Below are 26,119 nucleotides of genomic sequence, written 5' to 3' on the forward strand. Positions count from 1 at the left end.
GGGCCGCGATTCTAGCGAGTCGCGAGAGAACCTTTGCCTTCACAAAGGTCGCCTTGACAATAATTGCCATGGCAGCTAATATTTGGGTCATGAACGATGCCACTGCTCCCGATGACGCTCCGGTTGCACCGGACGAGGTGCGTCGTACGCCCGATTTCTACCGGGCGGAGTCGTATTCGACCGAGGAAAGCATTGGCTACCTGATGCGCCGGATCGTCACGACGGTGGCGCAGTCGGTGGAAACCCGCATGTGCGAGCCCGGCAGCCCGACCTATCCGCAGTGGGTGCCGCTCTACAAGCTGCACATCGGCGCGGCCACCACGGTGGCCGAACTGGCGCGCGCCTGCGAGCTCGACACCGGCGCCATGACGCGCCTGCTCGACCGGCTCGAGGCCAAGGGCCTGTGCCGGCGCGTGCGCTCGCTCGAAGACCGGCGCGTGGTCAATATCGAGCTCACCGACGAAGGCCGCGCGGCCGCCAAGGAAGTGCCCCACGTCCTGAGCCGCGTGCAGAACGAATTGCTGGCGGACTTCACCGCCGATGAATGGGGGCAGCTCAAGTCCTACTTGCGCCGCATCCTCGACAACGCACAGGCCCTCGCGGCCCGTGGAGGAAAAAATGACTGATTCATTCGCCGTGCGTGCCCTGCGCCGCACCCCCGTCGTCGCCGCCGCGCTGCTGGTGGTCGCGCTGGCCGGCTGTGCCGACATGGCCGGCATCGGCGGACAGGCCAAGCTGCGCGATGCCGGCTCGCTCGGCATCGCCTCGGCCGACAAGGCCGCCGCTCCCGCCCTCGACAGCCAATGGTGGCTGGCCTTCGGCGACGCGCAGCTCAACGGCCTGGTCGACCAGGCCGTGGCCGGCAACCCCAACCTGCAGGTCGCGCAGGCCCGCCTCGCGCGCGCGCAGGCCAATGCCGATGTAGCGGGCGCGGCGCTCAAGCCCAAGGTCGGGCTCGACCTCGACGCCACGCGCCAGAAGTTCAACACCAACTACATCTATCCCGAACCGCTGGGCGGCTCGATCCAGAACGTCGGCCTGCTGCAGCTCGGCGCGAGCTGGGAGCTCGACTTCTTCGGCAAGAACCGCACCGCGCTCGATGCCGCGATCGGCGCCGCCAACGCAGCCGCCGCCGATGCCGACGCGGCCCGCGTGCTGCTCGCGAGCAACGTGGCGCGCAGCTACTTCCAGTGGGCGCGCCTCAACGAGCAGCTCGCGGTGGCGCAGCGCACGCTGGCGCAGCGCGACGAAACCCTGAAGCTGGTGCGCGACCGCGTCTCGGCCGGTCTCGACACCCGGCTCGAGCTGCGCCAGAGCGAAGGCGGCCTGCCCGAGGCGCGCCAGCAGATCGAGGCGCTCAACGAGCAGGTCGCGATCGCGAAGCACGCGCTCGACGCGCTCGTGGGCCAGCCCGGTGCGAGCGACGCGCTCAAGCCGCCGCTGATCGACGGCGTCAAGCCGATCGTGCTGCAGCCCAACATCCCGGCCGACCTGCTGGGCCGCCGTGCCGACATCGCGGCCGCGCGCTGGCGCGTCGAGGCCGCCACCAGCGACGTGGCCAATGCCAAGACCCTGTTCTATCCCAACGTCAACCTCACGGCCTTCGTCGGCTTCCAGAGCCTGGGCTTCGGCAAGCTCCTGAAGTCGGGCAGCGAGCAGTGGGGCGTGGGCCCGGCGATCCATCTGCCGATCTTCGAGGGCGGCCAGCTGCGCGCCAACCTGCGCGGCAAGTCGGCCGACCTCGATGCCGCGGTCGAGAGCTACAACGCCACCGTGATCGATGCCGTGCGCGACGCGGCCGACCAGGTCACGAGCATCCAGTCGATCGGGCGCCAGCAGGCCGAGCAGCGCGCCGCGCAGACGGCCGCCGAGGGCGCCTACGACATCGCCGTGCAGCGCTACCGCGCGGGCCTCGGCAACTACCTCAACGTGCTGACCGCCGAAACCTCGGTGCTGGCGCAGCGCCGGCTCGCCGTCGACCTCGCCGCGCGCGCGCTCGACACCCAGGTCGCGCTGGCGCGTGCGCTCGGCGGCGGCTGGCAGCCGCCGTCGAACACCGCGAGCGCCGCTTCCGGCGCCACCACCACGGCCTCCGCGACCCCGTCGGCCGCGGCCCACTGAATCTCTCTTTCGAATCCGGAAAGACCATCATGAGCGACAACAACACACAGACCACCGCTGCTCCTTCCTCCGCCGCGGTCCCCGAAGCAGGCAACGGCAAGCGCCGCCGCGCACTCACCGCGCTCACCGCCGCGGTGGTCGTGGTCGGTGGCGGCTGGGGCCTCTACGAATGGCTGGTGGCCAGCCACTACGAGGACACCGACAACGCCTACGTGCAGGGCAACGTGATCCAGATCACGCCGCAGATCGGCGGCACCGTGATGGCGATCAATGCCGACGACACCGACTACGTGAAGGCCGGCCAGCCGCTGGTGCAGCTCGACCCGGCCGATGCCAAGGTCGCGCTCGAACAGGCCGAGGCCGCGCTCGCGCAGACCGTGCGCCAGACCCGCACGCTGTACGCCAACAACGGCTCGCTGGCCGCGCAGGTCACGCTGCGCCAGAGCGACATCGTCAAGGCCCAGAGCGACATCGCCAAGGCCCAGGACGACCTGCAGCGCCGCCGCGCGCTGTCGGGCAACGGCGCGGTGTCGAAGGAAGAACTCAACCATGCCGAGACCACGCTCGCCAACGCGAAGAGCGCGCTGGCCGCGGCGCAGGCCGGCGTGATCGCCGCGCGCGAGCAGCTCGCCAGCAACCAGTCGCTGACCGAGGGCACCAGCGTGGCCGAGCACCCGAGCGTGCTGGCCGCCGCCGCCAAGGTGCGCGAGGCCTACCTCGCCACGCAGCGCGTCGCCATGCCCGCGCCGGTCGACGGCTACGTCGCCAAGCGCACCGTGCAGCTCGGCCAGCGCGTCGCGGCCGGCACGCCGATGATGTCGATCGTGCCGCTCAACCAGCTGTGGGTCGACGCCAACTTCAAGGAAGTGCAGCTGCGCAACATCCGCATCGACCAGCCGGTGAAGCTCACGGCCGACGTCTACGGCAAGAAGGTCGAGTACACGGGCAAGGTCGCCGGCCTCGGCGTGGGCACCGGCAGCGCCTTCGCGCTGCTGCCCGCACAGAACGCCACCGGCAACTGGATCAAGGTGGTGCAGCGCGTGCCGGTGCGCATCGCGCTCGACGCCGAGCAGCTCAAGGCCAACCCGCTGCGCATCGGCCTGTCGATGGACGTCGAGGTCGACATCACGCAGAGGGCCGGCAAGATGCTCGCCGACGCGCCGCGCGCCACCGCGCTCACGCAGACGCAGGTCTACAGCCAGCTCGACCGCGGCGCCGACGCCGAGGTCGACCGCATCGTGGCCGCCAACCTCGGCAACGGCGCGGCCGCCAAGGCCGTGCACGTGCCCTCGGTGCCCGCCAACCGCGCCGCGCCCGCGATCTCGCCGGCCTCGGCCGCGCAGATCCCTGCGCAAGGCCAGCCCGGTTGATCGCCACGGCGCTTTCGTTCCGACCGCTGTCGCGCTGAACCATGGCCACCGCCGCCGCACCCGCCTACGTCGCACCGCCTCCGCTCGAGGGCTCCGCCCGCGTGTGGGGGACGATCGCGCTTTCGGCCGCCACCTTCATGAACGTGCTCGACTCGTCGATCGCGAACGTGTCGCTGCCGGCCATCTCGGGCGACCTTGGCGTGAGCACCACGCAAGGCACCTGGGTCATCACCAGCTTCGCGGTGGCCAATGCCATCGCGGTGCCGCTCACCGGCTTCATGACGCAGCGCTTCGGCCAGGTCCGCCTGTTCGTGGCGAGCGTGATCCTGTTCATGATCAGCTCGCTGCTGTGCGGCCTGGCGCCGAACATGACCACGCTGATCGCGTTCCGCGCGCTGCAGGGCTTCGTCGCGGGGCCGATGATCCCGCTGTCCCAGACGCTGCTGCTGTCGAGCTATCCGCGCGCCAAGGCCGGCCTCGCGATGGCCATGTGGTCGATGACCACGCTGGTCGCGCCGGTGATGGGGCCGCTGCTCGGCGGCTGGATCACCGACAACATTTCCTGGCCCTGGATCTTCTACATCAACATCCCGGTGGGCATCGTCGCCGCGGCCATCACCTGGGTGCTGTACCGCAAGCGCGAGAGCCTGACCCACAAGGTACCCATCGACGCCATCGGCCTCGCGCTGCTGGTGATCTGGGTCGGCGCGTTGCAGCTCATGCTCGACAAGGGCAAGGAGCTCGACTGGTTCCACTCGGCGCAGATCGTCACGCTCGCGGTGGTGGCCGTCGTCGGCTTCGCCTTCTTCCTGATCTGGGAGCTGACCGAGAAGCATCCGGTGGTCGACCTGTCGCTGTTCAAGCGCCGCAACTTCTGGTCGGGCGCGGTCGCCACCGCCGTGGCCTACGGCCTGTTCTTCGGCAACGTGGTGCTGCTGCCGCTGTGGCTGCAGCAGTGGATGGGCTACACCGCGACGCAGGCGGGCATGGTGATGGCGCCGGTGGGGCTGCTGGCGATCTTCCTGTCGCCGGTGGTGGGCCTGACCATCGCCAAGGTCGACCCGCGCCGCTACGCCACCTTCTCGTTCCTGGTGTTCGCGCTGGTGCTGTGGATGCGGTCGAACTTCAACACCCAGGCCGATTTCGGGACCATCATGATCCCGACCTTCATCCAGGGCATCGCGATGGCGTTCTTCTTCATCCCGCTGGTGACGGTCACGCTCTCGGGCCTCACGCCCGACCGCATCCCGGCCGCCTCGGGCCTGTCGAACTTCCTGCGCATCACGGCCGGTGCCATGGGCACCTCGATCGCCACCACGCTGTGGGAGAACCGCGCGACGCTGCACCATGCGCAGCTCGCGGAGTCGATCAACCAGGGCAACATCGCGGCCACCAGCGCGATGTCGGGCCTCGCGAGCAACGGCTTCAGCACCGAGCAGGTGATGGGCCAGATCAATCGCCTGGTCGACCAGCAGTCCTTCATGCTGGCCTCGAACGACATCTTCTATGCATCGGCCGTGCTGTTCCTGCTGCTGATTCCGCTGGTGTGGTTCGCTCGGCCGCAATCGGGCGGCGCGGGCAGCGACGCGGCGGCCGGCGCGCACTGAGTCAGCGCTCGTCGCATCCCCCATCGACCCCCGGGTTTCGCAAGAGGCCCGGGGGTTTCGTTCGCATACAGTCGCGCGCATGGATCAGTTCGCCGCCTTGAAGGCATTTCGCGCGGTGGTCGAGGCCGGCGGCTTCACGGCCGCGGCCGAGGCCATGGATGTCTCGCACACCGTCGTCTCGCGCCAGGTCAAGCAGCTCGAGGCCGCGCTCGGCGTGCAACTGCTCAACCGCACCACGCGCCGCTTCGCGCTCACCGAGGCCGGCCAGACCTACTACCAGCACGGCCGCCAGATCCTCGACCAGCTCGAGGCCGCCGCGCTGGCCGTCGCGCAACACCAGGTCGAGCCCACGGGCCTGCTGCGCATCAACGCGCCGATGTCCTTCGGGCTCGAGGCGCTCGCCCAATGGCTGCCGGCTTTTCTCGAAGCGCATCCGCAGCTCAAGGTCGACCTGGTGTGCAACGACCGCTTCGTCGACCTGATCGAGGAGGGTTTCGACGTGGGCCTGCGGCTGGCCCATGGCCTGTCGGACTCGACGCTGATCGTCAAGCGGCTGGCGAGCTTCGAGGAGTGGTGGGTGGCCTCGCCCGATTACCTGCGGCGGCGCGGCACGCCGGTCGTGCCCGCGGATCTCGCGGCGCACGAGTGCCTCAACTACTCGCTCGCGGGCAAGGCGGGGCAGCAGAGCTTCACCGCGCGCGACGGCGGCGTGCACACGGTCGAGGTCGGCGGCCGGCTGCAGGCCAACAGCGGCATCGTGCTGCGCACGGCCGCGCTGGCCGGCACCGGGCTCGCGCTCTCGCCGGCCTTCCTGCTGCGCGACCATCTCGCGCGCGGCGAGCTGGTGCGCGTGCTGCCGGACTTCGATCAGCCGGCACTGAACCTCTACGCGCTCTATCCGCAGAACCGCCACCTGTCGCCGAAGGTGCGCGCCTTCGTCGATTTCGCGGCGGCGCGTTACGGCGCCGGCTGATCGAGCAGCCGCAGCAGCTCGTCGGTCGAGCGCACCTCGGCCACCACGTCCGACACGCCGCGCAGCGCCGCGCGATGCAGTTCGCGATGGCCGAGCACGCCGCCGTCCTCGAGGTCGAGGTCGCGCGTCGCGCAGGCATCGCCCGCGATCAGGTTCTGGTAGCCGCGCGGCGCGGCATCGAAGGCGGTCGCCGACACGCACATGTGGGTCATGAGGCCGGTGAGGATCAGGGTGCGGATGCCGCGCGCCTGCAGCTCGGCATCGAGCGAGGTGCCCGCGAAGGCGCTCGGCGTCGCCTTCGTCAGCACCGCGTGCCGCGCGTCGGGGCGCAGTTCGGGATGGATGTCGAAGGCCGCGCTGCCCTGCGCGAAGATCGGGCTGTCCGCGGGCGCGAGATGCTGCACGTGGAACACCGGCACTGCATGCCGGTCGGCCGCATCGATCAGCCGCCGGGCCTGGCGCAGTGCCGGCAGGCCATCGGGGATCGGCATGCGGCCGTCGAAGTACTCGTTCTGGAAATCGATCGCGATCAGCGCCGTGGTGGCGGGATCGAGGCGGGTGGTCGGCTGCGCGCCGGTGAGCGTGCGGATGCTGGGATGCTGCATGGACTTCTCTGGGGGACTGAAGAAGACCGAAGCGTACGAAGCGCGGGCGTGCCGGTGTAGATGCACGGGCGCACAAGACTTGTGCGAATCGCGAAGGTCGGCGTGCGCGGGCCGAAGCCATCCGCCCGCCGCCGATGGACCGCGCGCGCTGCAGCCGCGATGTAGTTCGGAAGTGCGCGCGAAGAAGCAGCGATCGCATGCGCGCGGCATGCTGCGGTGCACATGCTTTGTCGTTGCGGCGACAGTGTGCCGATGGCATGCATGCCGGACATGCGTCACCGTTCGAGAAGGTTGCACTGCAGCATAGGCATTTGCCCCAGTATGCAAGCGAGAGGCGCCCCCCAACAATCGGTCCGCGCTCGATGGTGGCGCTGTGAGAACAAACGCATGACAGACTTTTTCGGTCACTACCCGGGCGGCTTCGCGAGATGAGCGACGTCATTCTCGAAACACGCCAGCTCACCAAGCAATTCAAGGGCTTCACCGCGGTCAGCAAGGTCGACCTCTCGGTCGTGCGCGGTTCGATCCACGCGCTCATCGGACCCAACGGCGCGGGCAAGACGACCTGCTTCAACCTGCTCACGAAGTTCCTCGAGCCCACCAGCGGCACGATCCTCTTCAACGGCCAGGACATCACGGGCGAGCGCCCCGCGCAGATCGCGCGGCGCGGCATCATTCGCTCGTTCCAGATCTCTGCCGTGTTCCCGCACCTCACGCTGCTCGAGAACGTGCGCCTGGGGCTGCAGCGCCGGCTCGGCACCTCGTACCACTTCTGGAAGAGCGAGAAGTCGCTCGAACCCTTGAATGCGCGGGCGCGCGAGCTGCTCGCGGAAGTCGGCCTGGAAGATCTCGCCGAAGAGCAGACCGTGAACCTGCCCTATGGCCGCAAGCGCGCGCTGGAGATCGCGACCACGCTCGCGATGGAGCCCGAGCTGATGCTGCTGGACGAACCCACGCAGGGCATGGGCCATGAGGACGTGCACCGCGTGGCCGAGCTGATCAAGCGCGTGTCGGCGGGTCGCACCATCCTGATGGTCGAACACAACATGAGCGTGGTCTCGACCATCGCCGACACCATCACCGTGCTGCAGCGTGGCGCCGTGCTGGCCGAAGGCCCCTACGCGGAGGTCTCGAAGAACCCGCAGGTCATGGAGGCCTACATGGGCACCACCGACGGCCAACTGCAGGGAGCTCACTGATGACCGCCGCATTGGAGATCAAGGGCCTGCAGGCCTGGTACGGCGAATCGCATGTGCTGCACGGCGTCGACATGGTCGTGCAGCCGGGCGAAGTGGTCACCTTGCTGGGCCGCAACGGCGCGGGCCGCACCACCACGCTGCGCGCGATCATGGGCCTGACCGGTGCGCGCAAGGGCAGCATCGAGGTCAATGGCAAGGAAACGATCGCAATGCCCACGCACCGCATCGCGCACCTGGGCATCGGTTACTGCCCCGAGGAGCGCGGCATCTTCGCGAGCCTGTCGTGCGAGGAGAACCTGATGCTGCCGCCCGAGCTCAAGGGCGCGGGGCAGGGCATGTCGGTCGAGGAGATCTACGCGATGTTCCCAAACCTGGCGGAGCGTCGCCACAGCCAGGGCACGCGGCTGTCGGGCGGCGAGCAGCAGATGCTGGCGGTGGCGCGCATCCTGCGCACGGGCGCGAAGCTGCTGTTGCTCGACGAGATCTCCGAAGGCCTGGCGCCGGTGATCGTGCAGGCGCTCGCGCGAATGATCACGACCTTGCGTTCCAAGGGCTACACCATCGTGATGGTGGAGCAGAACTTCCGCTTCGCGGCGCCGCTGGCCGATCGCTTCTACGTGATGGAGCACGGCCGCATCGTCGAGAAGTTCGGTGCCGCCGAGCTCGAAGCCAAGATGCCGGTGCTCAACGAGCTGCTGGGCGTCTGAACCTCTTTCCCTTTCCGTCCACAAGACCCCGACGTTCCCGTCCTCATCTCACAAAGATTCTTTCAGGAGACTTCGCATGCAAAAGAAACTCGGCCTCATCGCTGGCGCCATCGCCGTCCTCGCCCTCGCAGCCACCGGCGCGCAGGCCCAGGAAAAGGTCAAGATCGGCTTCGTCACCGACCTGTCGAGCCTGTACGCCGACCTCGAAGGCAAGGGGGGCGCCACCGCCATCCAGATGGCCATCGACGACTTCGGCGGCAAGGTGCTGGGCCAGCCCATCGAGCTGCTGACCGCCGACCACCAGAACAAGGCCGACATCGCCGCCTCGAAGGCGCGCGAATGGATCGACACCGCCGGCGTGACCATGGTCTTCGGCGGCACCAACTCGGGCGTGGCGCTGGCCACGGCCAAGGTGGCCGAAGAGAAGAAGCGCGTGTACTTCAACAACGGCGCGGGCAGCTCGGTGCTCACCAACGAGCAGTGCAGCCCCTACACCATCCACTACGCCTACGACACGGTCGCGCTGGCCAAGGGCACGGGCGCGGCGGTGGTCGACCGCGGCGGCAAGAGCTGGTTCTTCCTGACGGCCGACTACGCCTTCGGCCATGCGCTCGAAGCCGATACCACCAAGGTGGTGAAGGAGAAGGGCGGCTCGGTGGTGGGCTCGGTGCGCCATCCGCTCAATGCCTCGGACTTCTCGTCCTTCCTGCTGCAGGCGCAGAACTCGAAGGCGCAGATCCTCGGTCTGGCCAATGCCGGCGGCGACACCATCAACGCGATCAAGGCGGCCAAGGAATTCGGCATCAACAAGTCCATGAAGACCGCCGGCCTGCTGGTGTTCCTCAGCGACATCCACAGCCTGGGCCTGAAGAACACCGAAGGCCTGCTGCACACCACGAGCTGGTACTGGGACCTGAACGACGACACGCGCAAGTTCGCCAACCGCTTCTTCGAGAAGACCAAGCGCATGCCGACCGACGTGCAGGCCGCCGACTACTCGGCCACCACCACCTACCTGAAGGCCGTGGCCGCCGCCAAGACCACCGATTCCGACAAGGTGATGGCGCAGCTCAAGAGCATGAAGATCGACGACTTCTACGGCAAGGGCCAGATCCGCGCCGACGGCAGCTTCATCCACGACATGTACCTGGTGGAGGCGAAGTCGCCGTCCGAGTCGAAGAAGCCCTGGGACTACCTGAAGGTGCTCAAGACCCTGCCGGGCGACCAGGTCTTCACGACCAAGGCCGAAACCAAGTGCGCGCTCTGGAAGTGACGAGCGCCTGAGACCGCCCCGCCGAAGAACACAAGACCACCACGAGGATCACCACCATGAAACGCAGCGCCATCGCTTCCGCCTGTCTGCTCGCCACTGCCTTCGTGGCGGCGGGCGCCGCCCAGGCGCAGGACAAGGTCAAGATCGGTTTCGTCACCGACATGTCCAGTCTCTACGCCGACGTGGAGGGCAAGAATGGCGCGGTGGCGATCCAGATGGCGATCGACGACTTCGGCGGCAAGGTCAACGGCCTGCCGATCGAGCTCTTGACCGCCGACCACCAGAACAAGGCCGACATCGCGGCCTCGAAGGCACGCGAGTGGATCGACACGCAGGGCCTGACCATGCTGTTCGGCGGCACCAACTCGGGCACGGGTCTCGCGATGGCCAAGGTGGCGCAGGAGAAGAAGCGCGTGTTCGTGGTCAACGGCGCCGGCACCTCGGCGCTCACCAACGAGCAGTGCAGCCCCTACACCGTGCACTACGCCTACGACACCGTCGCGCTCGCCAAGGGCACGGGCGGAGCCGTGGTGGAGCAGGGCGGCAAGAACTGGTTCTTCCTGACCGCCGACTACGCCTTCGGCGCCGCGCTCGAGGCCGACACGGCGAAGGTGGTGAAGGAGAAGGGCGGCACCGTGGTCGGCGGCGTCAAGCATCCGCTCAACGCCTCCGACTTCTCCTCGTTCCTGCTGCAGGCGCAGAACTCCAAGGCGCAGATCCTGGGCCTGGCCAATGCCGGCGGCGACACCATCAACGCGATCAAGGCGGCCAAGGAATTCGGCATCACCAAGTCGATGAAGATGGCCGGCCTGCTGGTGTTCATCACCGACATCCACAGCCTGGGCCTGAAGAACACCGAGGGCCTGCTGCTCACCACCAGCTGGGACTGGAACCTCGACGAACGCACGCGCGCCTTTGGCCGCAAGTTCTTCGACAAGACCAAGCGCATGCCCACCGACATCCAGGCGGCCGACTACTCGGCCACCATGACCTACCTGAAGGCGGTGCAGGCGGCCAAGACCACCGACGCCGACAAGGTGATGGAGCAGATCAAGAAGATGCCCATCGACGACTTCTACGCCAAGGGCACGGTGCGCGCCGACGGCCGCTTCGTGCACGACATGTACCTGATGCAGGTCAAGGCGCCGTCCGAGTCGCGCCAGCCCTGGGACTACTACAAGGTCGTGGCCAAGCTGCCGGGCGACCAGGTCTTCACCACGAAGGCCGAGAGCAAGTGCGCGCTCTGGAAATGACCGACCCCCGCGGGCCCGCTCGGGCCCGCGCCTGCTGAACCCCCTATGACCATTTCCCTTCCCGCCTTGTTGAGCCAGCTCCTCCTGGGGCTGGTCAACGGCTCCTTCTATGCCATCCTGAGCCTCGGGCTGGCCGTCATCTTCGGCCTGCTCAACGTCATCAACTTCGCGCACGGCGCGCTGTTCATGCTCGGCGCGGTGCTCACCTGGATGGCGATGGAATATTTCGGCATCAACTACTGGGTGATGCTGATCGCCGCACCCATCGTCATCGGCCTGTTCGGCGTGCTGATCGAGCGGCTGCTGCTGCGCTGGATCTACAAGCTCGACCACCTCTACGGCCTGTTGCTCACGCTGGGCCTCACGCTGCTGATCGAGGGCGTGTTCCGCTCGATCTATGGCGTCTCGGGCCTGGCCTACGACGCGCCCGAGGCGCTCTCGAGCGCCACCGACCTGGGCTTCATGGTGCTGCCCAACTACCGCGCCTGGGTGGTCGTGGCCTCGCTGGTCGTGTGCATCGCCACCTGGTTCGTGATCGAGAAGACCCGCATCGGCGCCTACCTGCGCGCGGGCACCGAGAACCCGCGCCTGGTCGAGGCCTTCGGCGTCAACGTGCCGCTGATGATCACGCTGACCTATGCCTTCGGCGCGGGCCTCGCGGCCTTCGCGGGCGTGCTGGCCGCGCCGGTGATCCAGGTCTCGCCGCTGATGGGCCAGAACCTGATCATCGTGGTGTTCGCCGTCGTCGTGATCGGCGGCATGGGCTCGATCATGGGCGCCATCCTCACCGGGCTGGGGCTGGGCGTGATCGAGGGCTTCACCAAGGTCTTCTATCCCGAGGCCTCGTCCACCGTCGTGTTCGTCATCATGGTCATCGTGCTGCTGGTGCGTCCTGCCGGCCTGTTCGGCAAAGAGAAGTGAGAGCAGGCGGCATGAACATGAAAAAGATCTCCACCGTCTTCTACGGCCTGCTGCTCGTCGCGCTGGTGCTGGCGCCGTTCTTCGGCGCCTACCCGGTGTTCGTGATGAAGCTGCTGTGCTTCGCGCTGTTCGCCTCGGCCTTCAACCTGCTCTTGGGCTTCACCGGGCTGCTGTCCTTCGGCCATGCGGCCTTCCTCGGCGGCTCGGCCTACGTGGCGGGCCATGCGATCAAGGTCTGGGGCCTCACGCCCGAACTGGGCCTGATCGCGGGCACCCTGGTGGGTGCGCTGCTGGGCTGGCTGTTCGGCGTGCTGGCCATCCGGCGCCAGGGCATCTACTTCGCGATGATCACGCTGGCCCTGGCGCAGATGATGTTCTTCGTCGCGCTGCAGGCGAGGTTCACCGGCGGCGAGGACGGCCTGCAGGGCGTGCCGCGCGGCAAGCTGTTCGGCCTCATCGACCTGAGCAACGACCTGACGATGTACTACGTCGCGCTGGCGATCGTGGTTGCCGCCTTCCTGCTGATCGTGCGCACCATCCACTCGCCGTTCGGGCAGGTGTTGAAGGGCATCAAGGAGAACGAGCCGCGCGCGCTGTCGCTGGGCTACGACGTGGCGCGCTTCAAGCTGCTGGCCTTCGTGATCTCGGCAGCGCTGTCGGGGCTGGCGGGTTCGCTCAAGACGCTGGTGCTGGGCTTCGCGACCCTGACGGACGTGCACTGGACCGCTTCGGGCCAGGTGATCCTGATGACGCTGGTGGGCGGGCTGGGCACCCTGTCGGGGCCGCTGGTGGGCTCGGCCGTGGTGGTGCTGCTCGAGAACAAGATCGGCGAACTGGGCAACCTGCTCGCGCGCATCACCACCATCGACTGGTTCAACACGCTGGGCGAGTCGGTGACCATGGTCACGGGCCTGATCTTCGTGATCTGCGTGCTGGCCTTCCGCAAGGGGATCATGGGCGAGATCATCGCCTTCATCGATCGGCGCAAGGCTCGGTAGAAATCGGGATCGGACAGCCGTACGCAGAGGGCGCGAAGGTTTCGCAAAGGGCGCGAAAGAAAACCTTGAAGGTGGGCCGCTGGCGTGCCACCGCCGCGCCTGGAGGTGCCGGCACGGGGCGTAGCCGCTGTCAAAGCGCAGCCCACACATTTCAGGCTGTTCTTTTGCGTCTTTCGCGAAACCTTCGCGCCCTCTGCGTACGGCTGTCCGCCTTCTAGAGTTTCAGAGGCGCCACATACCCCGTCATCTCCAGGTAGCCGCGCCCCACGCGCCGGCCCTGGCCATCGAGCAGGTCGCTCAGGCCTTCCCAGTACACGCCGCCGGTCGAGCCGCGGCTGTCGAGCTCCTGGTCGTCGAGCAGCGCGCGCACCTCGAATTCGCCCGCGGGCGTGCGCACGCGCCACTGCACGGGGTAGCGCGCCTGCGTGCGCGGGCTGTTCCACGGACGGCCGGCCTCGAAGCGCACCTCGTCGGGGCCGAACACGCGCAGCGTGCCGTCGCCCGCGCGGAACGAACCGCCCGACCACAGCGCGCTGCCGTCGGCGCGGCGCAGGTGGAAGGCCGTGAGCGCGCCGCCGTCGTCGAGGTTCATGCCGATCCAGTCCCAGCCCACGGCCTCGGGGTGCAGCAGCGCCTCGCTCCATTCGTGGTCGAGCCAGGCCTTGCCGCGCACCGCGAAGGGCCGGCCGTCGAGCACGATGCGGCCCTGCGCCGCGAGCTGCGGTTCGCTGTAGTAGTAGCTGGCCTGGGCCTCGTCGGGCCCCTTGCGCGAGAGGCCCGCGCGGCCCTGCAGCAGCACCGGCTGGGTGGGCGCGAAGCGCAGCTCGAGCGTGAAGCCGCTGGCGGGAATGCGCGCCGTGTAGCCGTCTTCGCCGCGCAGCAGCGACCAGTCGCGCAAACGCAGCGCGGTGTCGGTTTCGCTGGCCGAGGCGCCGCCCAGGCCCGCGCGCGCGATGCGCTGGTCGTGCCGCAGCGCGCGGCCCTCGAGGTCGGTGACGGCCGCGTGCGCGAACACCAGCTGCTGCGCCGCGAACTTCGAGCGCATGCCCTGCGTGGCGTCGACGCGCGAGCGGAAGAAGGTGACCTGGAAGCCGAAGGCGCGACCGCCCTCGGCCTGCGCATGGCCCGTGACGTACCACCACTCGGTGCGCAGCTCGGGATGGCTGCCGAAGTCGCGCGGGAACTGCAGCGTGCGCGGCGGCAGGGCCCAGGCGGGCGCGAGACCCGAAGAGGCGGCGAGCGCCGCGAGCAGGAGGTCGCGGCGCGACAGGAGGGCGGGTGACATGGCCGCACGAGTCTACAAGCGGCCTCGTCACGCGTTGTAACCCGCGCGCATGCGAAAGCGATTACCGTGGGCCGGCCCATAAAAACAAGGAGACGAGATCCATGAAGCGCACGCCCAGCCCGCGCCCCGTCGCGCGGCGCACCGCATCCCCCCGTTCCGGTTCCCTCGCCATGCGGCTCGTGCCGCTGGCCGCGCTGCTCGCGCTCGCGGGCTGCGCCTCGGGACCGCCCGCCGAAAAACCGCCATCGACGAGTACAGCGCCACGCGCGCCCTCGTCATTTGCCGTGCCCGGCCTCGAGAAGCCGGCCGAGGTGCTGGTCGACCGCTGGGGCGTGCCTCACCTCTACGCGGGCACGCTCTACGACGCTTTCGTCGCGCAGGGCTTCATCGCGGCGCGCGACCGGCTCTGGCAGATGGACCTGTGGCGCAAGCGCGGCCTCGGCGAGATGGCGCAGGACTTCGGTCCCGCCTGGGTCGAGAGCGACCGCGCCGCGCGCGCCGTGCTTTATCGCGGCGACATGTACCGCGAGTGGCTGGCCTACGGCTCCGACGCCAAGCGCGTGGCCGAAGCCTTCACGGCCGGCGTCAACGCCTACGTGGCGCAGGTGCGCGCGCAGCCCGACCTGCTGCCGCCGGAGTTCAGGCTGCTGGGCTACCAGCCCGCGACCTGGTCGCCCGAGGACGTGGTGCGCATCCGCCACCATGGCCTCACGCTCAACCTCACCTCCGAGATCGAACGCGCGCGCGCCTACTGCGCGGGCGGCCCCGGCATCAAGGCCGACTGGCTGCGGCGCGAGCTCGACCCGCCCGTCAATCCGCGCGTGCCGCCGGGCCTCGACCCCTGCACCATTCCTGCCACCGAGTTGCGCGCGGCCTATCTGCGCGCGACCGAGTCGCCGCAGTTCACCAAGGCCAACACGCCGCTCACGCAGCAGGGCGCCGGGCCCGGCAGCTTCGCGGTGTCGCAGGCCGGCGATGAGCCACAGGCCGACAAGGCGGATCAAGGCGACCCCACGGCCGCCTACGGCAGCAACAACTGGGTGATCGCGCCCAAGCTCAGCGCCACGGGCCGGCCGATCCTCGCGAACGATCCGCACCGCGCGCACGGCGCGCCGAGCCTGCGCTACATGGCGCACCTGAGCGCGCCCGGCATGGATGCGATCGGCGCCGGCGAGCCCTTCCTGCCGGGCCTGTCGATCGGCCACAACGGCACCATCGCCTTCGGCCTCACGCGCTTCTACATGGACCAGGAGGACCTCTACGTCTACCAGCTCAATCCGCGCAATCCCAACGAGTACCGCTACCAGGGCCGCTGGGAGCCGATGGTGCGCGTGACCGAGCGCATCGCGGTGAAGGGCGAACGCGCGCCGCGCGAGCTGCTCAACACCTTCACGCGCCACGGGCCGGTGCTGCTGTCGGAGCCCGGCAAGCGCCGCGCCTATGCGCTGCGCGCGGCCTGGCTCGAGCCGGGCATGGCGCCTTACTTCGGTTCGATGGACTACATGCGCGCGCGGAACTGGGACCAGTTCCGCGCCGCGATGAACCGCTGGGGCGCGCCCGGGCGAGAACCAGGTCTATGCCGACCGCGACGGCAACATCGGCTGGATCCCCGGTGGGCTCACGCCGATCCGTCCGAACTGGGACGGCCTGATGCCGGTGCCGGGCGACGGCCGCTACGAGTGGTCGGGCTTCCGCAACGGCGACGAGCTGCCGTCCGAATTCAATCCCGCGCGCGGCTACGTGGTGACCGCGAACGAGAACAACATCCCGGGCGAGCACCCGGCCGCGAAGAAGGGCATCGGCTACGAGTGGAGCGACGCGGCGCGCGCGCGGCGCCTGAAGGAGCTGTTCGCGGCGAAGGTGGCCGCGGGCCAGCGCTTCACGCTCGAGGACTCGCAGCGCATGCAGAACGACATCGTCGCCACGCCGGCGCAGCGCCTGCTCAAGCTGCTCGCGGGCCTGGGCAGCAGCGATGCGCAGACCGCGGCCGGCCTCGCGCTGCTGCAGGGCTGGGACGGCACCATGGACCGCGACAGCGCGGCCGCCGCGCTCTACGAGGTGTGGAGCAGCAAGCCGCTGCGCCAGGCCGTGCTCAAGGCCGGCGCGGGCGAGTCGGCCATGCAGTACGCGCTGCCGGGCGACAACACGCGCATGGTCCTGCTGCTCGAGAACCCGTTCGGCTGGGTCAGCAACGCGCAGCGCGATGCGATGCTGGTGCAGACCATCGCGCCCGCCATGCAGGAACTGAGCAACAAGCTCGGCCCCGACCCCACGGCCTGGAAATGGGGTGCGCTGCACCGCGCCGAATTCCGCCACCCGCTCGGCGGCATCGTCGATGCAGCCACGCGCAAGAAGCTCGACGTGGGCGACTGGCCGATGTCGGGGTCGTCCTTCACGCCGATGGCCGCGAGCTACCGCGCGAGCGACTACCGGCTGACCTCGGGTGCCTCGTTCCGCATGGTGCTCGACGTGGGCAACTGGGACGCCTCGCGCGTGATCAACACGCCGGGCCAGTCGGGCAATCCCGACAGTCCCAACTACCGCGACCTCGCGCCGCTGTGGCTCGAGGGCAAGTACGTGCCGCTGGTCTACAGCCGCGCGGCGGTGGAAAAGGAAACGGTGGAGCGGATCCGGCTGACGCCCGCGCCCTGAAGCCCGCGGTAACCCCCTTGCAGGGCCCGGCGGGGCTAGCGCAATCGGGTTGCATCAATGGATCGCGGCACCGCGCGGGCCGCCGCGAAATCTTCCGTATTCACTTCCCCGCGTGCATGCAACGGCCGTTGCATGCGCGTGACTTTTGGCACTGTTTGCCGCGTTCCGCGATGCATACGCTCGGTCCCCTTCGATGCATGGCATGCGATGCCGCGCATCGGACACCGAGGCTGCCGCATGGCGGCCGCATTCATCGATCAGTTGCCACAGAGGGGGAGAGAACCCATGAAATTCAAGATTGCAATGGCCGCCGTGGCGGTCGCATTGGCTGTTGCCGCGTGCGGCGGCGGGGGGCGGAGGCTCGGGCTTCGCGTTCCTGCCACCCGGCCAGAACGGCGGTGACCCCGGCGGTCCCGGTGACCCGGGTGGCCCCGGCGACCCCGGCACGCCCGCGCGCAAGGACGCGAAGGTCACGGGCCGCGTGACCCACGCCCTCGACGGCGCCGGCATCGCACAGGTCAAGGTCACGGCCGGCGGCGTCAGCACGACGACCGCGGACGATGGCTCCTACACGCTCGAGGGCATCACCAACGGCGCTTCGGTGCTGCTCGGCTACGAGAAGAGCGGCTTCGCACCGCAGAGCCGTGCCACGGCCGCGCTCGCGGCCGCCGAGGCCAGCACCGTCATCAACATCCCGATGCTGCCGGTGGCCTTCAGCGACACCTTCAATCCGGGCGCCGCGCGCGACCTCGCGGTGCCGGGCTCGACCGCGATGGTGCGCCTGCCGGCCAACGCGCTGCGCCGCGCCGACGGCAGCACGCCCACCGGCCAGGTCACCGGCCGCCTCACGCCGATCGCACCCGCGACCAACGTCAACCTGATGCCCGGTAACTACCTCGCGGCCACCAGCGGCGAGCCGGCCGCGATGGAGAGCTTCGGCGCGCTCGATGCCAGCTTCGTCGATGCCGATGGCGCACCGCTGCAGCTCGCGCAGGGCGTGAGCGCCACCGTGCGCATCGCGCCGTCGTCGCGCAGCGCCGCGCTGCCGCCGACGGTGCCGCTGTTCTTCTACAACACGGCCACGGGCCTGTGGGTGGAAGAGGGCAGCGCGAGCCTGCAGGGCGCCGCGCCGAACCAGTACTACGAGGGCACGGTCACGCACTTCACGACCTGGAACGCCGATCAGATCTACAACACGGTGCGCGTCAACGGCTGCGTGCAGAACGCGGCGGGCCAACGCGTCGCGGGTGCGGTCGTGGCCTCCGAAGGCAAGTCGTACAGCGGCGTCGGCTCGGCCGTGACCGATGCCGAAGGCAACTTCTCGGTGCCGGCCAAGCGCAGCAGCGCCGCCTTCGTGGTGGCGAGCAAGAACGCCGAGCTGTCGAACGCGGTGAACGTGGACCTCGGCGAGCAGGACCAGTCGATCGAAGGCTGCCTGACGCTCACGAGCGCCGCGGTGTCGATCAAGCTGACCTGGGGCGAGACGCCGCGCGACCTCGATGCGCACACGCTGGGTGCCAACCTCGGCGAGCACATCTACTACGTGAGCCAGGGTTCGCTCGCGACCGCGCCGTTCGTCAACCTCGACGTGGACGACACGAGCAGCTTCGGCCCGGAATACACCACCTTCGCCAAGCTCGCGCGCAATCGCACCTACCGCTTCTTCGTCCACCGCTACTCGGGTGACTTCGGTTCGGGGCAGACCGGTTCGCCCGCGCGCGTGGAGTTGAACAACCGCGGTGCCCAGGCCGTGTACGCACCGCCGGCCGGCGAGACCAGCAGCACGCGCTACTGGCACGTCTTCGACCTGCGCACCGACGACAGCTGCAACGCGACGATCGTGCCGATCCAGAAGTTCCTGACCGAGGAACCGCCGCCGGTCAACACCGACGCGAACGCGCAGTACTGCAACTGAGCGGCAGGAACGACGACCGGCGAACACCGATCGTCTTCAGCGGAAGAACAAGAAAAGGGAGCAGGGGGAAAAGGCGCATGAACAAAGCGCCGGCAGGCACGGGACCGCGGACCTCCGCGGGTCGCGTGCCTGCTTTTTTTTGTCTGCGCGAGGCCGCGCCTACCAGTCTTCCTTCACCGCCAGCACCGCATCCCTGCCGGCAGCGGCCCGCCCCGCCATCCACGCCGTGACGGTGCCCGCGGCCACCACGGCCGCGCACAGCGCGAGCAGCCGGCCCCAGGGCAGCAGCAGGTCCATGGTCCAGTGGAAGCTCTGCGGATTGACCACCTTCACCAGCACCACCGACACCGCGAGGCCCAGGCCCAGTCCGGCCACCGCGCCGATGGCGGTCCAGGCGGCGCCTTCGCCGGCCACCACCGCGAGCACCTGCGCGCGCGTGAAGCCCAGGTGCGCGAGCAGGCCGAACTCCTTGCGCCGCGCGAGCACCTGCGCGCTGAAGCTCGCGGCGATGCCGAACAGCCCGATCGCGATCGCCACCGCCTGCAGCCAGTAGGTGACGGCGAAGCTGCGGTCGAAGATGCGCAGCGAGACCGCGCGGATCTGGCCCACCGAGGCGATCTCGATCTCGGTGCCGGCGCGTTGCGCGGCCAGCGCGCGCACCGCTTCCTGCACCGTGCCTTCCACGGCGCCGGGCGCGAGCCACAGCGCGATGTCGCTGACGTCGCGCTCGCCCGTCAGGCGCTCGAAGTCGCGCGCCTCGATCGCGATGGCGCCGAACTGCCGCGCATAGTCGCGCCACACGCCGGCGACGAAGAAGCGGGCGGGCGCGCCGCCGGCGGCGGGCGTCAGCGCGTGCGACAGCGGCGCGAAGACGCTGCCGGGCTTCGCCCCGTAGAGCTCGACCATCGGCTCGCTCACGTAGATGCCGATCTGCCCCTCTGGCACCGCCAGCGCGCGCCCCACCAGCGGCAGCGCCTGCGCCACGCCGCCTTCGAGGTGGCGCGAGATCAGGGTCACCGCGGGCTGCGCGGTGTCGAGCTGCAGCGAGCGCGTGCGCAGCGTGCCGCTGCGGGCCACGCCGGGCAGCCGCGACAGCGCCTGCACGAAGTCGGGCGCGAAGGTCGCGGTGTCGGTGCTGCTCTCGGCGCCGCTGTTGCCGCCGCGCCCGCTCGAGGTGGCGCGCACGTAGAGGTCGGCCGGCAGCACGATGTCGAGCCATTGGGTGACCGAGTCGCGGAAGCTCGCGACCATCACCGTGAGCGCGACCGCGAGGCTCAGGCTCGCGACCACGCCGCTGACCGCCACCGCCGCGGTGCCGCGCATGCGGCGCGCGCGCTCGATGGCCAGCATGGGCAGCACGCGGCGCGACAGCAGCGGCGCGATGCGGTCGTAGAGCAGCGCGATCAGCCACGGCAGCGCGGTGATGCCGCCGACCAGCAGGCAGGCCACCGACAGGTAGGCCGCCACCGGCACGCCGCGGATCGCGGGCAGGTTGGCGAGCGCCACGCCCAGCGCGATCAGGCCCAGCGCCAGCCAGTGGCTGCGGCCCTGCGCGGGCGGTGCGCCCAGGCCCTTGAGCGTCTGCGCCTCGGGCAGCGCCTGCGCCGCGCGCGCCGGCCACCAGCCGCCCACCAGCGCGGCCGCCACGCCGAGCGCGCCGTAGAGCAGGGCCGAGGCGCCGCTCCAGTGCAGCGTGGGCGCCACGCCCTCGAAGTAGCCGCCGCCGAGGTCGCCGCCGAGCACGCGCAGCGCGACGTCTGCCAGCGCGGTGCCGAGCGCGAGCCCGGCCGCGCTGCCGATCAGCCCGAGCACCAGCGATTCGGCCAGCACCAGCCGCAGCCGCTGGCGCGGCGTGAGGCCCAGCACGCCGAGCAGCGCGAACTGCTGCGCGCGCTTGGCGACGCTGAGCGCGAGCACCGAGAACACCAGGAAGGCCCCGGTGAACAGCGCCACCAGCGCCAGCACCGTGAGGTTGACGCGGTAGGCGCGCGAGAGGTTGCTCACGCGCTCGGCCGAATCGCCGGGCTCGGCGAACTGCAGGCCGGCGGGCCAGCCGGGCGTGGCCTGCAGCGCCGCGATGAAGGCGGCGCGGTCGGTGCCCGCGGCCAGCCGCAGGTCGATGCGGCTGAGCTGGCCGAGGCGGCCGAAGCGTTCCTGCGCGGTGGCGATGTCCATCACCGCGATCGCGCCGCCGCCGGCCGCCACATGGCCGGCCACGCGCAGCCGCTGCCAGTCGGCGCCGCTGCGCAGCCGCACGTTCTCCTCGGCACCGGCCGGTGCCTGCGCGGGCAGGCCGAGGGCGCTGCGCGCCGCGGCGTTGAGGAACACCAGGTCCGGCGCGAACAGCGCGAAGCGTTCGGCGCCCGCATCGGGCTGCGGCATCAGCGCCGGCGCGATCGCGGGCAGCGCGAGCGCGTCGACGCCGATCGCGCGCAGCGGTACCTGCCGCTCCTCGCCGCCGGGCGTCGGAGCGACCAGCGCGAGCGCCTGGAACTCGAGCACCGGGCTCGCGAGCGTCACCTGCGGCTGGCGCGCCAGCGTCTCGAACACCCCCTCGTCGAAGCTGCCCTGCGGCGCGCGCAGCTCGAGGTCGGGCTGGCCGTTGACCGAGCGCACCGCGCTCGAGAACTCGTCGAGCGCCGAGGCGTTGATGAGCTGCACCGAGAACGCGAGCGCCACGCCCAGCATCACGGCCAGCACCGCCGCCGCGTTGCGCCAGGGGTGGTGGCGCAGTTCCTGCCAGGAGAAGGTGGTGAGCAATGCACGCATGGGGCGATTGTGGCCCGCGCGCCGTGGCACCATGCGGCACCTGTCCCTGCCCGAGGAATCGACGATGCGGCTTCTCTCCCGCGGCCCCCAGGCCTCGCTCCGGCGCCTGGCGCTGCTGTCCATGGCCTCGGCGCTGTCGCTGCTGCTGGCCGGCCCCGCCAACGCGCAGTCGCCGCCCGGCGCCGCGCTCTCGCTCGCGAGCGACCCGGCCCTGATCGCGCGCACCGCGCTCGACACCGAGCGCGGCACCGTGGTGGTGGGCCTGCTGCGCGGCGGCAAGGCCAGCTACGGCGCGGCCTACAACCCCGAGCCGCCGACGCCGCCGCGCGCGCTGTCTTCCGAGAGCGCCGAGCAGCCGATGTTCGAGATCGGCTCGGTTACCAAGGTCTTCACCGGGCTGTTGCTCGCGCAGGCGGTGGAGCGCGGCGACATGAAGCTCGACGACAACCTGGGCCAGCTGATGGCCGGCAAGATCAAGGCGCCGCTGTCGCCGGCGGTGGCCTCGGTCACGTTGCGGCAGCTGGTGACCCACACCGGCTGCATGCCGGTGATGGCCGACGGCGTGACCGGCGGCCCGGCGCTGGCCTCGCAGATGCGCGCCTTCGAGCGCCAGGAGGTCTACGACGCGCTGCCGCGCATCAAGCTGCTGGGCGCCGCGCCGCCGTGCGCGGCGCGTACAGCAACTACGGCATGGCGCTGGTCGGCCTGCTGGTGGCTGACCGCTACCACACGACCTGGAGCGAGCTGGTGCGCGCGCGCATCACCGAGCCGCTGGGCATGAACGACACCGTGATCCTGCTCGGCGACAAGGCCTCGCGCATGGCGCCGGCCTTCGCGGGCGACCGGCGCCAGTCGCTGCTCGACATGAAGGCCTATGCGCCGATCGCCGCGCTGCGTTCGACCGCGGCCGACATGATGGTCTTCAGCCGCGCCATCCTCGCCGGGGCCAGCGGTCCGTTCGGGCCGGCCGCGGTGCGGCTGCTCACGCCGCTGGCCAGCTACGAGGGCGCCGAGATCGCCTATGCGGTGATGGTGCGCGGCGCCGAGGGCGGCCGCCGCACCTACTACCACGCGGGCGTCACCGAGGGCTACCGCACCCTGTGGCTGCTCGCGCCCGACACCGGCGAGGCCATGATCCTCTTGAGCAGCAACACGCGCGCGCCGCTGCAGCGCGTGATGCTGGCGATCGGCAAGAGCCGCTATCCCGCGCCCACGGTCGAGGTGCCGGTCGACGCCGACAAGCTGGCCGAGTACCGCGGCGAGTACCGCGTCACGAAATCCAAGTCGCTCGACTTCACCGTGCGCGGCGGCCGCCTGCTGGTGCGCGAGAGCGGCCGTGGCTACAACCCGCTCAAGCCGATCGGCGCCGACCGCTTCACGGTCGGCGAGATCGGCGCGCAGATCGTGTTCCAGCGCGAGGGCGGGCAGGTGGTGGGCGTGACGCTGTCGCAGGGCGGCGCGCAGGTGGTCGGGCGCAGGGTGCGCGAAAGCGCGCTGGTGGACTAGGGCCTCAGCGACGCTCGGCGGCGTCGAGCAGCTGCTCGATCCACGCCGCCCGTATCGCGCCCGGCACGCGCGTGCCGTCGCCGAAGATCAGCGTGGGCGTGCCGCTCACGTCGTAGCGCTTGCCGAGCGCCGCGTTGCGCTGCAGCGCCGAGGCATCGCAGCGGCCCCGCGGGCTCGCCGGGGTCGATGCCCTTCTCGATCCATTGCTCCCAGTTCATGGCCGGTCGGGCACTGCACAGGATGTTGCGCGCCTTGGCCACCGATTCCTCGCCGAGCACCGGATAGAGGAAGACATGGACCGTGACGTTGCCGATCGCCTTCAGGTCCTTGTCGAGGCGCTGGCAGTGGCCGCAGCGCGGATCGGAGAACACCGCGATGCGGCGCTTGCCGTTGCCATGGACCAGCGTGATCGCGTCCTGGAACGGCAGCTTGTCGAAGTCGAAGCCCTCGATCTTCTTGAAGCGGCCCGCGACATCGTCGCGCCGGACCTGGGCATGACCGATGGTGGCGGTGGCGCCCCAGAGGGAGGTGGCGAGCAGAAGGCGGCGGCGGAGGTTCATCGAGACGGTCCCTGACATCGTTGTTGGCGTCAATGCGGTTCGGGCGCGCGGCGAAGGTTCCCGGGCCGCGTGCGCATCAGTGCACCGCTTCGTGCAAGGTGCCCGCTTCGTCCGCGGCATGGCGCGGCCACAGCGCGAGACCGCCCGCGAGGCTCCAGGCCTGGGCATGGCCGAGGCGGCGCAGCGCGCGCGCGGCCTGCGCGCTGCGGTTGCCGCTGCGGCAGAAGAACAGGATCGGCGTTTCGTTCGGCAGCGCGAGCCAGTCGGGCAGGGCGTTGAGCAGCCGCGAGAGCGGCACGGCCTCGCGCCGCGCGGCGTCGAGCACGCCGGGCTGGCCGAGCCGCTGCTCGTAGGGCTCGCGCACGTCGACCAGCAGCAGGCCGGGATGCTTGCGCAGCAGCGCGGCCGAGGCTGCGGGCGACAACTCGGCATGCCGCTGCCGGCACCGCCGGCGCAGCGGTCGACCCGCGCGCCGCAGGCCATGGTCCGGTATTCGGTGAGCCCGAGGTCGCGCTCGAGCGCCGCCTTCGCGCTCGCGAAGCCCTGCGCGTCGAGGCGGCCGTCGAGCACGTCGTCGAGCAGCGGCTGGGCCATGCGCTCGGTGGCCAGCGTGCTCGCGAAGCGGTCGTCGTAGTCGTGGCCCGGCAGCAGCAGCGTGTCGGGCTTGAGCGCGCGCTGGAGCTTCAGCAGCGACGGGCCGAAGGCCAGCGGCCGGCTCTGCGCGAAATCGCCGCGGCCCAGCGCGCCGGGCATCACGGTGTCGCCGACGAAGGCCAGGCGCAGCCCCTTGGCATCGCGCAGCAAATAGACGGTGGAGTCGGCGGTGTGGCCCGGCACGGCCAGCCGCGTGAGGCGCAGGGCACCGAGCGCGATCTGCGTCGCGCCCTCGGGCCAGCCGAGCGCATCCACCGCGCCCGGCGCCAGTTGCCGTGCCGGCACGGCGGCGCGCAGTTCGGGGCCCGAGGAGGCATGGTCGCCGTGGCTGTGGGTGTCGAGCACGGCCGCCAGCGTGTAGCCATGGCAGCCCAGCCACTGGGTCAGTTGCGCATTCAGTTCGGGCAGCGGATCGATGACCACGCAGCGCCGGCTCTCGGCATCGGCCAGCAGGTAGCAGCAGGCGCCGTCGACCACGAAGCGGGTCAGGCGCTCGGGTGGCTGCGCCTGGCTCTGCGGCACCGGGCCCAGGCAGCTTCGGCGCAGCGACTCACCGCAGGCGCGGATGCGCGCGCAGGCCTCGTCGATGAAGGCGTCGTCGCTGGCCGGGCCGAAGGACAGCCGCACCGCCGACGCGGTCTGCCAGGCGGGCAGCCCCATCGCCTCGAGCACGTAGCTGGGCCGCGCCTTGGCGGCGCCGCAGGCCGAGCCGCCGCTCACGCGCATGTCGGCCGCGTCGAAGAGGTCCAGCAGCAGCTTGGAGCTCAGGCCCGGCACCGAGAAGTTCAGCGTGGTCGGCAGGCTGAGCGCGCTCGGCGCGTTGAAGACCAGGCCCGGGAAGGCCTCGGCCAGCGCGGCTGCCAGGCGGTCGCGGCAGGCCGCGAGCGCGTCGGCGCGGCGGAAGGTGAAGCCTTCCTCCAGCGCGGCCAGCACCGCGCCGAGCGCCGCGATGCCCGACATGTTCTCGGTGCCCGAGCGCAGCGAATCCTCCTGGCCGCCGCCGGCCATCAGCGGCGTGAACGGCGCGCCCTCACGCACGTAGAGCAGACCGATGCCCTTGGGCGCATAGAGCTTGTGGCCCGAGAAGGGCGCGTAGTCGATGGGCCGCTCGCCCAGGCGCAGCGGCAGCTTGCCGAGCGCCTGCACGCTGTCGACCATCCATAGCGCCGGGCTGCAGACCAGCGCGGCCGCGATGCCGTCGAGGTCGCTGACCACGCCGGTCTCGTTGTTGGCGGCCATGGTGCAGACCATGCCGGCGCGCGGTGCGTGCGCGCGCAGCCAGTCGAGGTCGTGGCGGCCGTTGCGGCCCACCGGAATCGCCAGCACCTCGAGGTCGAGGCCCAGCAGCGCGTTCCAGTGGCGCAGCGCCTCGGGCACGGCCTTGTGCTCGGTGGCGCCGTAGAGCAGCAGCTCGGGCACGCTCTCGCCGGCCCGGCGCCGCGCGCGCAGCGCGTTCAGGGCCGACAGCACCGCGGTCTGGATGCCCTCGGTCGCGCCGCTGACGAACAGGAGCCGCCCCGTGGGCGCGCCGATCGCGCGCGCGCGCGCGCTCGCGCACCGCGTCCATCAGCGCCCGGGCCTTGAGGCCGGTGTTGTGGATGCTGCTGGGGTTGCCGAAATCGCCGGCCATCGCGGCCAGCGCGGCCTCGCGGGCCTGGGGCAGAACGGGGGTGGTGGCGTTGGCGTCGAGGTAGATGTCCATGCCTCGATTCTGCGAAGCCGCGACAGGAAAAAGCTTGCGTTGTAGACTC

At 70.2% G+C, this 26,119-nt stretch carries 20 protein-coding genes and 3 pseudogenes; 16 read left to right on the forward strand and 7 right to left on the reverse strand.

Annotation, left to right across the window (positions count from 1 at the left end; translation table 11 throughout):
• Nucleotides 1-89 precede the first annotated feature (89 nt).
• The 5 genes from ACHMXE_RS22225 (at nt 90) to ACHMXE_RS22245 (ending at nt 6,071) form a co-directional block, all read left to right on the forward strand.
• On the forward strand, nt 90-626 hold the full coding sequence (locus tag ACHMXE_RS22225) for a MarR family transcriptional regulator (protein WP_209543414.1): 537 nt from the start codon (nt 90-92) through the stop codon (nt 624-626).
• The gene (locus ACHMXE_RS22230) at nt 619-2,121 is read left to right on the forward strand and encodes an efflux transporter outer membrane subunit (RefSeq protein WP_395351306.1); all 1,503 of its coding nucleotides are present in this window, start codon (nt 619-621) and stop codon (nt 2,119-2,121) included. The genes ACHMXE_RS22225 and ACHMXE_RS22230 overlap by 8 nt, the downstream gene beginning before the upstream one ends.
• 29 nt (nt 2,122-2,150) lie before the next feature.
• Nucleotides 2,151-3,491 (forward strand): efflux RND transporter periplasmic adaptor subunit, encoded by a 1,341-nt coding sequence (locus tag ACHMXE_RS22235; RefSeq protein ID WP_395351309.1) that lies wholly within the window; start codon nt 2,151-2,153, stop codon nt 3,489-3,491.
• A 41-nt stretch (nt 3,492-3,532) separates the two neighbouring features.
• Entirely contained in the window at nt 3,533-5,098 is a 1,566-nt protein-coding gene (locus tag ACHMXE_RS22240) for a DHA2 family efflux MFS transporter permease subunit (protein WP_093339330.1), read from the forward strand.
• A gap of 79 nt (nt 5,099-5,177) precedes the next feature.
• Entirely contained in the window at nt 5,178-6,071 is an 894-nt protein-coding gene (locus ACHMXE_RS22245) for a LysR family transcriptional regulator (RefSeq protein ID WP_395351312.1), read from the forward strand.
• On the opposite strand, the gene ACHMXE_RS22250 is transcribed toward ACHMXE_RS22245, so the two are convergent.
• The gene (locus ACHMXE_RS22250; RefSeq protein ID WP_395351315.1) at nt 6,056-6,676 is read right to left on the reverse strand and encodes a cysteine hydrolase family protein; all 621 of its coding nucleotides are present in this window, start codon (nt 6,674-6,676) and stop codon (nt 6,056-6,058) included. The two genes, ACHMXE_RS22245 and ACHMXE_RS22250, sit on opposite strands and share 16 nt — an antisense overlap.
• A 428-nt stretch (nt 6,677-7,104) precedes the next feature.
• Between ACHMXE_RS22250 and ACHMXE_RS22255 the strand changes: the two genes are divergently transcribed.
• The 6 genes from ACHMXE_RS22255 (at nt 7,105) to ACHMXE_RS22280 (ending at nt 13,027) form a co-directional block, all read left to right on the forward strand.
• Nucleotides 7,105-7,875, forward strand: coding sequence for an ABC transporter ATP-binding protein (locus ACHMXE_RS22255; protein WP_395351318.1), 771 nt, complete (start codon nt 7,105-7,107; stop codon nt 7,873-7,875).
• Nucleotides 7,875-8,582 carry an ABC transporter ATP-binding protein gene (locus tag ACHMXE_RS22260; protein ID WP_395351320.1) on the forward strand — a complete coding sequence of 236 codons (708 nt, stop codon included), beginning with the start codon at nt 7,875-7,877 and terminating at the stop codon, nt 8,580-8,582. The genes ACHMXE_RS22255 and ACHMXE_RS22260 overlap by 1 nt, the downstream gene beginning before the upstream one ends.
• A gap of 76 nt (nt 8,583-8,658) precedes the next feature.
• Nucleotides 8,659-9,855 carry an ABC transporter substrate-binding protein gene (locus tag ACHMXE_RS22265; RefSeq protein ID WP_209543410.1) on the forward strand — a complete coding sequence of 399 codons (1,197 nt, stop codon included), beginning with the start codon at nt 8,659-8,661 and terminating at the stop codon, nt 9,853-9,855.
• A 56-nt stretch (nt 9,856-9,911) separates the two neighbouring features.
• On the forward strand, nt 9,912-11,108 hold the full coding sequence (locus ACHMXE_RS22270; RefSeq protein WP_093356153.1) for an ABC transporter substrate-binding protein: 1,197 nt from the start codon (nt 9,912-9,914) through the stop codon (nt 11,106-11,108).
• A 45-nt stretch (nt 11,109-11,153) separates the two neighbouring features.
• A complete protein-coding gene (locus ACHMXE_RS22275) occupies nt 11,154-12,029 on the forward strand; it encodes a branched-chain amino acid ABC transporter permease (RefSeq protein ID WP_203201892.1) in 876 nt (291 codons plus the stop codon).
• Nucleotides 12,030-12,040: 11 nt separating this feature from the next.
• Nucleotides 12,041-13,027 (forward strand): branched-chain amino acid ABC transporter permease, encoded by a 987-nt coding sequence (locus ACHMXE_RS22280; protein WP_395351323.1) that lies wholly within the window; start codon nt 12,041-12,043, stop codon nt 13,025-13,027.
• Nucleotides 13,028-13,241: 214 nt separating this feature from the next.
• On the opposite strand, the gene ACHMXE_RS22285 is transcribed toward ACHMXE_RS22280, so the two are convergent.
• Nucleotides 13,242-14,312 carry a lipocalin-like domain-containing protein gene (locus ACHMXE_RS22285; protein ID WP_395351326.1) on the reverse strand — a complete coding sequence of 357 codons (1,071 nt, stop codon included), beginning with the start codon at nt 14,310-14,312 and terminating at the stop codon, nt 13,242-13,244.
• A gap of 170 nt (nt 14,313-14,482) precedes the next feature.
• Between ACHMXE_RS22285 and ACHMXE_RS22290 the strand changes: the two are divergent.
• Together ACHMXE_RS22290 and ACHMXE_RS22295 are read left to right on the forward strand one after the other, a co-directional pair.
• A pseudogene (locus ACHMXE_RS22290) lies at nt 14,483-16,964 on the forward strand (penicillin acylase family protein).
• 331 nt (nt 16,965-17,295) lie between these two features.
• Nucleotides 17,296-18,879, forward strand: a complete 1,584-nt coding sequence (locus tag ACHMXE_RS22295; protein WP_395351329.1) for a carboxypeptidase regulatory-like domain-containing protein — start codon at nt 17,296-17,298, stop codon at nt 18,877-18,879.
• Between the two features lie 159 nt (nt 18,880-19,038).
• On the opposite strand, the gene ACHMXE_RS22300 is transcribed toward ACHMXE_RS22295, so the two are convergent.
• Nucleotides 19,039-21,648: an FtsX-like permease family protein gene (locus ACHMXE_RS22300; RefSeq protein ID WP_395351332.1), complete on the reverse strand. Its 2,610-nt coding sequence runs from the start codon at nt 21,646-21,648 to the stop codon at nt 19,039-19,041.
• Between the two features lie 64 nt (nt 21,649-21,712).
• Here ACHMXE_RS22300 and ACHMXE_RS22305 point away from each other — a divergent pair, with 64 nt between their 5' ends.
• Both ACHMXE_RS22305 and ACHMXE_RS22310 read left to right on the forward strand, forming a co-directional pair.
• A complete protein-coding gene (locus tag ACHMXE_RS22305) occupies nt 21,713-22,429 on the forward strand; it encodes a serine hydrolase (RefSeq protein ID WP_395351335.1) in 717 nt (238 codons plus the stop codon).
• The gene (locus tag ACHMXE_RS22310) at nt 22,312-23,154 is read left to right on the forward strand and encodes a serine hydrolase domain-containing protein (protein WP_395351337.1); all 843 of its coding nucleotides are present in this window, start codon (nt 22,312-22,314) and stop codon (nt 23,152-23,154) included. Before ACHMXE_RS22305 ends, ACHMXE_RS22310 begins: the two co-directional genes overlap by 118 nt.
• Nucleotides 23,155-23,158: 4 nt before the next feature.
• Here ACHMXE_RS22310 and ACHMXE_RS22315 read toward each other — a convergent pair whose 3' ends face one another.
• From ACHMXE_RS22315 to ACHMXE_RS22330, 4 genes and pseudogenes are all read right to left on the reverse strand, one after another.
• Complete coding sequence (locus ACHMXE_RS22315; protein WP_395352747.1) at nt 23,159-23,263, reverse strand: hypothetical protein; 105 nt, start codon at nt 23,261-23,263, stop codon at nt 23,159-23,161.
• Between the two features lie 100 nt (nt 23,264-23,363).
• Nucleotides 23,364-23,882: pseudogene (locus ACHMXE_RS22320) on the reverse strand (thioredoxin fold domain-containing protein); the annotation flags it as partial.
• On the reverse strand, nt 23,791-24,078 hold the full coding sequence (locus ACHMXE_RS22325) for a rhodanese-like domain-containing protein (protein WP_395352749.1): 288 nt from the start codon (nt 24,076-24,078) through the stop codon (nt 23,791-23,793). The gene ACHMXE_RS22325 and the pseudogene ACHMXE_RS22320, both read right to left, overlap by 92 nt.
• A gap of 332 nt (nt 24,079-24,410) precedes the next feature.
• Nucleotides 24,411-25,901, reverse strand: a pseudogene (locus tag ACHMXE_RS22330) (aminotransferase class V-fold PLP-dependent enzyme); the annotation flags it as partial.
• Between ACHMXE_RS22330 and ACHMXE_RS22335 the strand changes: the two are divergent.
• Nucleotides 25,888-26,115, forward strand: a complete 228-nt coding sequence (locus ACHMXE_RS22335) for a hypothetical protein (RefSeq protein WP_395351339.1) — start codon at nt 25,888-25,890, stop codon at nt 26,113-26,115. The pseudogene ACHMXE_RS22330 and the gene ACHMXE_RS22335 overlap by 14 nt on opposite strands.
• Nucleotides 26,116-26,119 lie beyond the last annotated feature (4 nt).

This window comes from Variovorax sp. UC122_21, from assembly GCF_044056785.1.
In the GTDB taxonomy this organism is placed as follows: domain Bacteria; phylum Pseudomonadota; class Gammaproteobacteria; order Burkholderiales; family Burkholderiaceae_C; genus Variovorax.